The organism is Rhodoferax lacus (assembly GCF_003415675.1).
Classification (GTDB): Bacteria; Pseudomonadota; Gammaproteobacteria; order Burkholderiales; family Burkholderiaceae_C; genus Allorhodoferax; species Allorhodoferax lacus.
Map to the genome: position 1 here is coordinate 19,184 of NZ_QFZK01000030.1, position 12,577 is coordinate 31,760.

Annotated in this window: 8 protein-coding genes; 5 read left to right on the forward strand and 3 right to left on the reverse strand. The window is 52.8% G+C overall.

The features are described from left to right. Positions 1 to 5: 5 nt before the first annotated feature. The gene (locus DIC66_RS21635; RefSeq protein ID WP_117180264.1) at positions 6 to 1,718 is read right to left on the reverse strand and encodes a hypothetical protein; all 1,713 of its coding nucleotides are present in this window, start codon (positions 1,716 to 1,718) and stop codon (positions 6 to 8) included. Next, complete coding sequence (locus DIC66_RS21640) at positions 1,715 to 3,136, reverse strand: UbiA family prenyltransferase (RefSeq protein WP_117180265.1); 1,422 nt, start codon at positions 3,134 to 3,136, stop codon at positions 1,715 to 1,717. The genes DIC66_RS21635 and DIC66_RS21640 overlap by 4 nt, the downstream gene beginning before the upstream one ends. A 328-nt stretch (positions 3,137 to 3,464) precedes the next feature. On the opposite strand from DIC66_RS21640, the gene DIC66_RS21645 reads away from it, so the two are divergent. The 5 genes from DIC66_RS21645 to DIC66_RS21660 all read left to right on the forward strand — a co-directional run bounded on the left by DIC66_RS21645 (position 3,465) and on the right by DIC66_RS21660 (position 10,279). Then, positions 3,465 to 4,118 (forward strand): BON domain-containing protein, encoded by a 654-nt coding sequence (locus DIC66_RS21645; protein WP_117180266.1) that lies wholly within the window; start codon positions 3,465 to 3,467, stop codon positions 4,116 to 4,118. Between the two features lie 477 nt (positions 4,119 to 4,595). Continuing rightward, positions 4,596 to 4,913 (forward strand): hypothetical protein, encoded by a 318-nt coding sequence (locus DIC66_RS22990; RefSeq protein WP_147321381.1) that lies wholly within the window; start codon positions 4,596 to 4,598, stop codon positions 4,911 to 4,913. 6 nt (positions 4,914 to 4,919) lie between these two features. Continuing rightward, positions 4,920 to 6,689, forward strand: a complete 1,770-nt coding sequence (locus DIC66_RS21650) for an ATP-binding response regulator (RefSeq protein WP_117180267.1) — start codon at positions 4,920 to 4,922, stop codon at positions 6,687 to 6,689. Positions 6,690 to 6,956: 267 nt separating this feature from the next. Next, positions 6,957 to 9,848, forward strand: a complete 2,892-nt coding sequence (locus tag DIC66_RS21655; RefSeq protein WP_117180268.1) for a PAS domain-containing hybrid sensor histidine kinase/response regulator — start codon at positions 6,957 to 6,959, stop codon at positions 9,846 to 9,848. Then, complete coding sequence (locus DIC66_RS21660; protein ID WP_117180269.1) at positions 9,845 to 10,279, forward strand: response regulator; 435 nt, start codon at positions 9,845 to 9,847, stop codon at positions 10,277 to 10,279. Before DIC66_RS21655 ends, DIC66_RS21660 begins: the two co-directional genes overlap by 4 nt. A gap of 56 nt (positions 10,280 to 10,335) precedes the next feature. Here DIC66_RS21660 and DIC66_RS21665 read toward each other — a convergent pair whose 3' ends face one another. Next, positions 10,336 to 11,097, reverse strand: coding sequence for an endo alpha-1,4 polygalactosaminidase (locus DIC66_RS21665; protein WP_233506061.1), 762 nt, complete (start codon positions 11,095 to 11,097; stop codon positions 10,336 to 10,338). Between the last annotated feature and the right edge of the window lie 1,480 nt (positions 11,098 to 12,577).

Sequence of the window (12,577 nt, forward strand, 5' to 3'; positions counted from 1 at the left end):
GGGCCTCACTGCTCTACCCCACGTTTCAGGATATAGAAGAAGTCCCGGTTGCTGGGAAAACCAAGAAAGCGGGGGCCCTGGCCGGAACCGGGAACTGGATCGAGTTGTGCCATGCCACTCATAAGATGCTCCATCTGAAGTCCTTGCCCAGTGCGCAAAAGCAATGCTAGATAGGTGTGCTCTAGTGCATTCATATCCAGATGCATCGCATAGCTGCAGCCATATGCCTGGAAGACCCTAGCCATGGCTGACGGTGTTGCCGTGGAGAAGTAGCCGTAAACAAGATAGCGATGGCTTGGCTGCTCGATCAAGCACGCTCCTGCCCTGAGTGTGCGCAACTTTTCATCTACTGACCCCGACCAGTTACCTGGGCCCCACGCACCCACCAGTGCACCCGGCAGACCCACACCACCCGCGGGGTTGCGCTCCAAAAGCGGCACACCGTTTTGCCGGGCATGCCGCACGCGCAGTTTCAGTTCGGCATCATTTACGGACCACGTTTTCATACCCACTTGACCATCGCTCAAGACGTAAAGTGTCGATAGATCCGGTACCAAACGGCTATACACAATTCCCTGTTCGACAAAGCCATAGTGACTCCCCTGCTGTACCGAAGCCAGCGGACCATAGCGGAATGCCCCATGCTCACGCTTGAACCCGCCGGTGAAGGTGGCAACTACTCTTGGCTGCAAAGCCGGACTCACCATCCCGGGACGAACAAGTGGCACAGCACTGCCGATGCCATCCGGACCGCTCAACTGCGCATCACGTTGCGTCAGCGGCACGCGTGCAGACCATTCCAGGCGCGGATGATCGGTTCCCAATGCAAAGCCCACTTCGAACAAAGAGAGATCGAATGCCACCAGGTAGGAAAGTGCGGATGACTCTACGTCATCCAATGCTAGCGTCACTCCGTTAGACCGATATGGGCGCTCCATCAAGGCCCCCGGCTGAGTCATACTGACATACACGCCGTCCAACCCCGAGGCTGAATACCATGTGCCCTGTCGTAGTCCTCCATGAACTCCCACGTCGATTCCGAGGCCTGTAGCCTCCACGTTAAGTGCGGCCTTAGTCAAAGACACTTCGGCGGCTGGAATGCCAATACTTGCCACCGCATTCCCTGGGAGCGTAGACGATGGTACTGGGCGTGTGTACTCGGCAAATTCATCTTGGTAAAAATGTTGCCGCACCAAATTGATGATCTTCTCGCCGTGCCAGACATGGTCGCGCAGGAACTGCGTTGAAGCCTCCAGGGCTGTACCGCTACCTCTCACTGGATTTCGCAAATACAGCTGATGACCACACACGGGCGCGAACGGCAATCCGGATCGCCGTGCCAAGGCCAGTATGTCACCAGGCCACAAGCGACAGCTTTGCGTCAATCCACTTGCCAACACGATCAGCTGTCCCGGTGTGTCTACCTTGAGTGCCAGATGCTGAGTAGCCGGGGCTGAGTTTTCGAGGTGGTAGTACTGCCGATCACTGCCCCCGGGCTCAAGCACCGTTAAAAGAAAGCCGGAATTGATCACCGGGTTCAGGTTCGTCAATTCAAGTAGACCTTGTTTTCCCCCGGCACCCCTCAAGACCATGGACTGCGTGCTGCTGGCAGTCTGAAGATCCAAGATGGAATGCGGCGCAGAACGTGCCGTCAGTCCGACTCCGAGGACACAACCGATGATAAATCGCCATCGCAGGAGCCTAAGAATTTGTTTCATATGTCCGCTAAGGAAGCCGTCAAGGTTAGCAAGCCCAGCACCCGACTGGCCGGGTCATGCAATGCAAAGGACACGGGGTCATCTTGAATCCTTCCCCTGTAGGCCATCATCCACATATGGGCGACCCAAAGCAGTGACAACGCGCCCACCATCCACGTCGCCAGACGCCCTTCGCCTGCTGCTATCGCAAGGGGGAAGTAGGCAAACAGCCCGCAAGCCACACAGCAGGCCGAAATGCCTACCCCAGCCACGCTGCTCGCTCGATCCATAGAGTAGCCACGGACTGGTGTATTGACGCCCATCAGGTCGCGCAATGTCACCATCTCAGCATAGCGCTTGAGTAGGGCCAGGCCGAAAAACATCAAGCCGCTACAAGTCAGCAGCCAACTGGAGACCAATGCGCCTGCGGCCAAAGCACCCGCTGTGATCCGCAGGCAGTAGCCGACTGCAAGTGTTGCGGCGTCAACAAACGGAATGTTCTTCAGATACAGCGTATAAACCAGCATCAACAGCAAATAGATGAACAAACAGACCCTAAAAGCAGAGGGCAAGAACATCGCTATGCACCACGATGCCCACCAAAAACCTGCTAGCAGAACCAGCGCACGTTGGATGGGCAAGGCGCCAGATGCCAGCGCGCGCCTCCTCTTGTGAGGATGTTGCCTGTCTGTTCCCAGATCCAACAAATCATTCAGCAGGTAGACGCCAGACGCTGCCAGGCAGAAACAGGCTAAAGCTAGAAATACGTTGAATAGCGTTGTGGAATCGTATTGCTTGTGATCCAGCAGCAGGGGTACCAGGAGCAACAGGTTTTTCATCCAGTGCGAAACTCGGATGGCGCTAATATAGCTGGCTAGGTCGATCCTTGCGTCAGAGTTAAACCGCTGAACATGCGGCATACGCCTTATTTCGCTGCGCAAATATACTGACGGATTGACAGCCCATCCCTGCCGAGCCGAAGCCCAAACCGGCAAGTCCCCACTACTATTGCCTATGTAGTCAAAGCCTTTTATCCCATAAGCGGAAACTAGCCTGTCCTTCTTGGACTCGCCGCTCAAATTAAGGGTTCCATCGCTAGCCAAGACCTTGTCGAACAGAGCACATCGGTTTGCCACAGCCATGGCAATGCCATAGTCAGATCCAGTAGCCAAAATCAGGATACGTCCTAGGCGCTTTTGTTCCCGCAAGTAGTCGACCAGAGGCTGGTAGATAGGCAAGGTTTTGGCATCAAGCGCAGCGACGCCAGTCAAATCTTGTTTGAGTCTGGCCATGGCCCAAGGAAGCGACAACAGTCTCTGTAAAAGCCAAAGCGGTTTGGCCCGCGCTGCTGCAAACAGTGATTCGAGCAACGTATCCGTTCGCAACAGGGTGCCATCCATATCAACGACCAATGGAACAGGTGCCGGTGGCTGCTTCATATCTGGCTTAAAAGAATAAGGGGGTGCGCGCGGCCAAAAGAGGCTTTCATGGTGATACGTCGAAATAAGAGTGTCCGTCGGATGCCGGTGCACTCAAAAAATCATTCCTCAGTCTATCAATCGCCATACAAAAAAACTTGCGGATTGTCACGGGCCACCCGGGCCTAATCGCACCTAACAGAAATCCTTACCGTTCACTATTCAGAGGCATGGAGACGCAAGCGGGAAGGTTTTGACCTCCCTTCAGCAGGGCGGTTGTGAAATCGCAATCGGATGGCAATTTCAAACGCTTAGCCTTCGTAGATCTTGAACGACGCTGGAGACGAATATGAAAACCGACACTGAACTGCAACACGATATCGTTAGTGAGTTGGAGTGGGATCCGGCCATTCATGCGACTCAGGTTGGCGTTGCAGTGAAAGATTCAGTAGTGACGTTGACCGGACACCTCGACACCTATGCTGAAAAATTCGCCATTGAGAAGGCTGTGAGTCGAGTTCAGGGCGTCAAGGCAATTGCATTGGAGATGGACGTCAAACTGTCACCGAATCACAAACGCAGCGACACCGAAATTGCCACCGCCTCAGAAACCGCCCTCAAGTGGCATTCAGAGATCCCTGCTCACAGCATTCAATTGACGGTAGAGAAGGGCTGGGTAACACTCAAAGGCGAAGTGAATTGGGATTATCAAAGGCAGGCAGCAGCCAAGGCCTTGCGCTCACTGACTGGAGTCGTTGGGGTGAGCAATAACATCCGTATCAAGCATATCGTGACACCTGCGAATGTTTCTATACGTATTCACGATGCCTTGGCACGCCATGCAGAGCGCGAGGCCAAGCATATAGATGTGGAGGTCAAAGGGGATATGGTGACCTTGCGTGGTGTGGTGGATTCCATGGCTGAAAGGAATGCGGCCTTTGGGGCAGCTTGGTCGGCACCTGGTATTTCTAACGTACACAATGAAATCCGGATAGCCACTTGAATCCGCTTCGCGGGTGGGTGGAGCTATTTCCATACTTCATGGACCAAACGCATGCACTGCATGCTTGAGATGCAAGGCGACATTAATTGGCAGGAAAAGAGGGACCCTCCATTTGCGGTCTTGGTACTTTGTTGACTCTAGTTCGGCGGAATTCCGCGATGGTCTGGTTTACGCGACTCGCCTGAACATAGGTAGCCTATCCGAAACGCACTCACGGTCCAATCTAAATGCTCGGACGCGAGGGGCTCAGTTCATTGGTGAAAGTCCCAATAGACATTCCGCCGCAGTTACCTACGCCCACCTCTCCTCCACGCCCATCCGAGTCGTTCACATATTACGCTACATACCAGCATCAGATTCTGCTGCGTTCGATTTGCATATATGTGCAAACTGTTGGTATGATTGGGAGCACGTGAGCAAGTGCACATATCAGATATTTGATATCCATCGCAAGACAATGAAATGGGAGATGGCGCCATGAAGGTCAAATGCATGCTTGGACATAAGGCCGGGCAGGACAGTGAAAGCGTTTGCAAGATGATGCCGTTCAACGAAATTTTTCGGCGCTGCGAGGCTTCAATCAGAGTTACTTGTCGGAGCAACTTACCGCAATTCATTCCATACGAATTTGCGGTCAAGGTGTCTAGCCACACCACACGCCTCACCGGCATCGAAGGCACTGGCTTCTCTTTGCGCTCTGAATCATCAGTGCTGGTGTTTTTTCAGACTGTCGTACATCAATGCATCTCTGCGAATTTAAGAAGCAAATCAGCATACTTTGAATTAAAAATTTGAGCTGTGATGCGAACTTCCTACCAACCCAAAGATACCTTGATGTGGGAAGCAAGCATTGGATGCATATATTTTGGATTGTTGCTAACGCTGATCCTTTTTGAGCTCAACCAAAGACAGTCGATTCAAGATCAACTGGAAATACGACCTCAGTCACCCATCACACTGGTCTTTCAGTTTGATCGTGAAGTCCTGAGACTTCGACAGGCCATCAATCTTGCCTTAGTCTCAAGCCAGCCCATTGACAGGGAAGACATCCTCTTGAGGCTGGATATTGCCCACAGCCGTATGGACTTGCTGACCAACAGCCCTTCTGCAGCGGAAATTACCTCATCCAACAAGGTACGTTCAGTTCTAGAGAGGTTTTCCACCATTGAAGTACAAATCGGGCAGATAGTTAATGCGCCCGAAATCAATACTGACGCTTTGGGTAAGGCCCTACTTCAGTTGGACGAGCTCCAACAACCGATACAAGCGCTCAGCTTTGAAACAAGTAACCGAATCTATATCGCACTTGAGAACCAGTTCCAAGCCACACTAAAACAGATCAATTTAATTATTTCTCTTCTGATTGCCCAGATGCTCGTGCTTCTCCTTGGGTTTGCAATTTTAAAAAGAAGACAAATAGAGCTAGGGGAGTTGAACAACACGCTGCAATTGCGTGTCGCCGAACGAACTGAAGCGAAGGCTGAGGCAGAATCCGCAAACCATTCGAAATCGCGATTTCTGGCTGCCGCCAGCCATGACTTGCGACAACCACTTGCTGCCTTGGCACTTTACACGGGGATGCTGGGCACCGTTGTCAAAGAAGGTAATGGGCGTTTGGTTTCCAACATACAGAACTGTGTGGCAAGCCTGAGTGAACTGCTCAATGATTTGCTGGACATGAGCAAGCTCGAATCTGGCATCGCAGCAACCAACATATCAATTTTCTCTATCGACGAACTGTGCACTTCGATGCTTGCGAATTATGGTGCAACTGCGACCAAGAAGGGCCTCCGTCTGCGTTGCAGACATGCTCCAGGCATTGTCCTGCGAACCGACCAGCAACTTTTCAAGCGACTCCTGGGAAACCTGATTGACAACTCACTTAAATTCACGATTCAAGGCGGTGTCTTAATCGCAACCCGACATCGCCAAGGCCGGATGTGGGTTGAGGTATGGGACACAGGCATAGGTATACCCCAAAGTGACATTGTCCATATATTTGAAGAATTCAGGCAACTTGGCGATGCTGGCCGCTACCGGGGAAGCGGATTGGGGTTGACCATTGCAGCCCGCATTACCTCCGTTCTTGGCCTGAAAATGCGAGTTGACTCATGCCCCGGTAGGGGCTCGGTTTTCGCGATCGAATTGCCTGTAAGCGATGAACTTCCACCTACACCCCTACCGGTTTTGCCCGGCCACTCTGTATTCACTATTGGGCTGGTGGAAGACAACCGGGCCATTCTGGCCGCCCTGGAGGTTTCACTGAACAGTCTTGGCCACACGGTATTTAGCGGAGCTACAGGGGCCGAGTTGATAGAAAACCTGGGGGAAACGACCCCAGACATTGTGATTTCTGATTTCCAACTTGAGTCCGAGCATTCAGGGCTGGACGTTATCGAATCACTGCGGAACCAGTATGGCCAAGATATTGCTGCTATTGTTTTAACGGGTGTCACGGACCCCAATCTGACGAAGAATTTGGTAGACCATGGTATCGCCGTCTATACCAAGCCTATCTGTTTGCAGGACTTGCAGGCATTTATCGGAAAAGCCCTTCAGAAGGGTCATTGAGGAGACCTGCCCATGCACAGAACCCTTGCCTGCATTAACCTAATTGGAACGCCCAAGGGCAATGTAAAGTCCATGCGCCCCTACCCTGGCGACCCAGGAAATCGAACTCTTGATTGCGACAGGTAAGTTGTACCGCATGCGACTGCAACCCTACCGAAACCAGGTCAACCCGGGGGAAGGTGCGCAAATTATGCTGCTAGGGCGTGCGTACCTGCAGACAGTTTCCTAGAGCCCCACAACGTATCTCTGAAGAAGCCACACCTTTCGATGGACTCTCTCAAAAAATGCCCTGACCAAAGCATTCTGTCGGAATGTCCTGCGCCTGACCTGCGCTTCAACGCAGAGACCCGTGCCACGCATGAGTCAGGACTGAGCAATGTACTCACGCTACCGCATTCCTTGGAAGTATCTCAAGCCATGTTGCATGAATTGCGGCTTCGCCAGATTGAACTTGAGTTGCAGAATCAGGCGCTACGCGAATCCATGATGGAACTGCGTTCCATGCAGGAACAATATTTTGATCTCTATGATCTTGCCCCGGTGGGTTATTGCAGCGTGGCTGACGACGGTTTTATTATCCAGGCTAACCAAACCCTAGCATCCTTGGTTGGCAGATCGATTGAGTCATTGAGAAACTACGCTTTTTTGAAGCTGGTCTTGCCTGCTGATCGAGATATCGGCTACCTACTGCAAAGGCATCTCGTCAGGGTCGGTGACACACGCGCAATTGAGTTAAGAATGCTCAAACAGGATGGCAGTTCATTCTGGGCCCAATTGTTGACGCGGGTGGCCCGGCTCCAGGGGGAGACATCAGTGCTTCGGATCGCGCTGCATGACATCACTGAACGCAAGCGCGCGGAAGACATCGTCTGCCATAACCAATCATTGCTCGCGAGTGCCGAATTCAATCGTTGCGTTATTGATTCCGTTCCCGCTCGTATTGCTGTGTTGGACAGGCTTGGGGCCATAGTGGCAGTCAACCAGCCATGGAAGCAGGTGGCGATGGGACATGGAAGCGCGGTCGGTGTAACGGCCGTTCGCACGGGGGTGGGGGCGAATTACCTGGCAATTTGTCGCCAGGCTTTTGCGACTACACAGGATCCGTATGCACAGATGGCCACTCAAGGGATCGAAGCCGTATTGGCTGGCCATCTCCCGATATTTTCCATGGAATACCCGTGCCATCACGCGGAGGGTTCCGAGTGGTTCGAAATGAAGGTAATGCCCATGGGGGAGGATATTCAGGGTGTAGTGGTTGCCCACACGGACATTACTGAGCGAAAGCGTAGTAACCAGGCACTTGTTGAATCGGACGCCAGGTTCTCCCAGTTCATGGATACGCTTCCGGCAATTGCCTTCATCAAGAATGAACGGGGCGAACTGGTGTACGCCAATCGCCATTTTGAAAAGACCTTCCTTTTGGGCAACTGGGCGGGCTTGACGTCTTCTGACCTTTACCCTCCCGATGTTGCCCACAGACTGGATGCATCGGATCAAAACGCGCTGGATGTGGGGTATCTGGTTTCAGAAATTTCGATCGTGCGTCCTGACGGCCTGCATGCGGTGTACCAGGACCACAAATTCGCCATCCCAAGGCATGGCCTTCCTCCCTTGCTGGGCTGTATTGCGCTGGATATTTCGGAACACAAACGAATCGAAATGGCTTATCGGGAAGGTCAGGAGCATCTCACGCAGGCCCAAAGTATTGCCAGCATGGGTAGTTGGCGAGCTGATTTGTCCAGCGGCGACGTGCGCTGGTCGGATGAGCAATTCCGGATGCTGGGCTATTCTCCGGGTACGGTTGTACCCAGCTACGAAGCCTTCTTGCAGAGGGTAGTCCCAGAGGATCGCGAACGTGTGCGTACCGCCTTCGCACAATCCCTGTTGTTCGTTGGCCCTCACCAGATGGAATATCGCATACAGCTTCCCGACGGCTCGCAGCGGTATGTACTCGCCAATGGCATGGTTGAAAAAGACAGTAACGGTCACCCCAGATTCATAACCGGCACCCTTGTCGACATCACCGAGCGCATGCGAATCGCAGACGAGCTGCTCGCAGCAAAGCATGTAGCGGAACATGCGAACCGGGCGAAATCAAAATTCCTGGCGGCTGCCTCGCATGACTTGCGTCAGCCGCTGGCAGCCTTGGCCTTGTATGTGGGAGCTCTGCAACGCAAAGCAGATCCTTCGCTTCATCACCTAGTCAACAAAATTACCGAATGCTGCACCGCATTGAGCGAGTTGCTCAACGATCTTCTCGAGGTAAGCAAGCTCGAGGCGGGCGTAGTAAAGCCCCACCTGGAGCATTTCTCTCTAGATGAATTCATGCAAAAACTGCTGTCCATGCATTCTCCCGTGGCAGTAAACAAGAGTTTGAAGCTGCGCTGGCGTAACTGCGGCCAATATGCCTATTCCGATCCTGTGTTAATGCGGCGAATTGTGGGAAATCTGCTCTCCAACGCTATTCGCTATACAGATCAAGGAGGCGTTCTAATGGCTTATAGGCACCACGACGGTCGCACATGGCTGGAGATCTGGGACACTGGGATTGGCATAGCAGCTGACAAGATCGACTTCATTTTTGAGGAGTTCAGCCAACTCGACACAACCCTGAAAAACCCAGGCAGCGGACTCGGCTTGGCGATCATGACCAAGACCGCTGAATTGCTCGGTCTTAAGATACGCGTGCGCTCACGGGAAGGTTTCGGCTCCATGTTTGCAGTGGAGTTGCCAAGCGGCCACGCAGTTCAAGCAATTAAGCATCGGCAATTTAATGGACATAGGCGCAGTCTGCACTTTGCGATAGTGGAGAACAATGTACATGTTCTGGACTCCATCGTCATCGCCTTGCAATCGGCTGGTCATGAGGTTACATACGCACTGGATGGCAAGACACTCCTTGCCATTCTTGACAGTGTCCCCCCCGACATCATCATTGCCGACTATCGGCTGTCGGCACAGATCACAGGATATGACGTGATAGAGGCTGCGAGATCGCGATTCGGCGACACTTTGCCTGCGCTCATCATCACTGGTGACACCGACCCCTCCTTGATCCGCAAGATGTCGCAACGAGGTATCGCGATTCAGTACAAGCCTCTTCAGTTGGATGCCCTTTTGGCCTGCGCAACTGAACAGGTCGAAAGGAGTAAGACATGAAACTGCGTGTCATGCTTGTAGATGACCATGAGCTGTTCCGTGAAGCAATGTGCATGTTTCTGGAACTGCAGGACGACATTGAGGGTACGCTCGAAGTAGCAAATGCCGAGAGCATCCTGGATTGGTATCACGAGGACCGAATAGACGTAGTCTGCATGGATGTGGGAATGCAGGGCATGGATGGGGCCGAACTGACACGTAAGCTCCTGGCCTTTGCACCTGAAGCGCGGGTTGTAGGCCTCTCAGGGCATGCGGATATGAAAAGTGTGGCCCGCATGGTTGATGCCGGTGCCCTAGGATATGTCATCAAGGGTAGCGCTTCGGAAGAATTGCTCAACGCGATACGTGCAGCGAGTCAGAATCAACCTTACTTTGATGCAGCCTTAGGGGTTCATTCTCTAGAAAACCTCAAAGGCTACCTCCATCTTTGATGGAGGCCCACCCTGATGCCCTTCATGCCACTTTGTCAGCCAACCTACCCGACCGGTCAGTCGCAGCTGTAACGAAACCGGTCATTCAATGCCATCGGAAGCACCAGGGTTCTCAGATTCGCCGCTACGGCACTCGCACACATTTTGGCACGTTCGGTAGCATTGCTTGCCCACTTCGACTTGTATTCGGCGTTAAACACGGGCTTTCCAGCACTGGTAAATGCTGAGTATCCAACACACTCGTTGTATTGGTGGCACTGCTCGTTGATTGCAAAGTCAAAATAGGGCTGCAATGCAACGATCTGGTCTACGTCATTCTTGAGGGCTACTTTCAAGCCACGTGCACGTGCTTCGCTGGCGAGAAATCGGTTGTAGTCAAGCTGGGTCAGCGCGGTCAATGAAAAACCTGGCTGGTTGGTGTAGGCATCGACATTGTCCGGCTCGACGCCGTCGCAGCCGCGGCTCTTAGCGAGGTCCAAACGTGCGCTCATGATGCTGCGAACGTTTGAAGACCGGGTATCCAGCCATCTCTCACCAGCCCATCCGTCCAGTGGATTGCCCAAGTCGGCCGAATTGAACTTTACGTAATCTGGGCGCCAGTTTTCGCCACTACCAGCCGAGAAGTAGCAAACAACGTGCTTACCTTGGCTGTGCAGGGTGGTCAGAATACTGTTCGAGGTGTCAAACAGGTCGACGTCATACACTTTGACGTTGTAGCCGGTATTTATAGTCCCTGTGAGTTGCCACTGCCAGGTATCCGATATATTGGGAGTCCACGGTCCCGCAGCATTTGGCGCGACAAGCTGGGAACCTGCCATTGCAGCGACACTGTCAGTGGTATTGTGGATTGCCTGTGCGCGGGCTATGCGAGGCGCGATGTCTGCACTGACGGCAGCGTCGTTGCCAACGCCTCCTCCACCGCAGGCGCACAGAGCGACTATGGAGAGCAAGGTAAGCGGCTTCAGAATCCGCCCAGTTCGTCCCATTGTTGACGTTGCAGTGTACATAATGCGTAGCACTCCATATACAAAATATGGTCGGCATGCTATGAGGATTCCTTACACACCCGCACCACTTTTGTAACCGCATGTAGTTTGAAATCCTTGTCTGCAAGCGCTCTGCCTAGAGGCCCTGTATTTACATATTGTCACGCTTCAGGCAATGCTCGTGACGCACCGCTTGACTTATATTAATTCCGCTTCTTCATTTAGGAGTATGTCCTTCATTGATTCGCTACGTGAGATGCCGAACAGACCACGCCGGCATCGCTAGTCTGAGCGGCGTTGGTCCTCACGATGCGTATGTACTGACTATGCCGAATTTCGCAAACTTCCCAGCATGTATCGACATCACGATAGGTCCTACTTAACTCAGGGACGGACTCGAACAATGTTCAGGCACTTTTCTTTCTCGCCACAGGAAAGCACTTTCACTCCCACTCCAAAATTGGAAGTTATTCTGGGTGTTCACACCGTCAAGGCATTTGTTTCCGCTCCTAGGGAATACGACGTAATGGGCATTGTTCGAATGGGGTTGGAATATGGCTTGCTTGCTAGGACAGGGCCGTCCAGCTATGTCCGTGTCAATGGCTCTCAGGTCGAGAAGATGGACACCCGGGAGGTGGAAGCGGCGATCACGAGGTCACAGATGACTGGACGTGGTGAGTCTTATGCCATGTCCCGATTACACAGCGTTCACATAAACAAACCCCGGTGCGTTCCTACCGTTATCATTCGCAAGCATCGCAAAATCCAGCGCAGTGAGATCGGAAAGCTCGATTCGCAGTCCATGACAGCAAGGGACAACTGACTTGCCCTTGCGACTCCCACGGTAATCCCCCGATTTTGCATCCGGTACTCTCCGTAGGCTTGGTTGACACCGTGCCTTACAGACTTAGGCATGCCACGGAGCTCACCTGCCTCGCCTTGCAATTGGATACTGTCAAGCAAAAGCACCTTGAGGAACCCTTATACCCTTGAGGCGTCACAGACGCGCAGCTCCAGTGAATCAGCGAAAGGCTCATCGACACTGACCGCGGCCTCGTAACTGGCCAAATTCATATATCTGACCTGGGTGCATTTTTCCGTGGATGCACCAAATCGGACTCCTTGACAAGGTCGCTTATAGTGGCATCCAGAGCCGCCGCGAGTGCAACCATCACCAGCAGCGTGGGTAATCCCCCCGATAAACCAAAGGTCCGAGAAGTAGAATTTTCCAAGAAGGAAGTTCTACGTGAAGAAGTCAAGATTTACCGACAGCCAGATCATGGCTGCCTTGAAGCGTGTTGAAGCCGGTCTG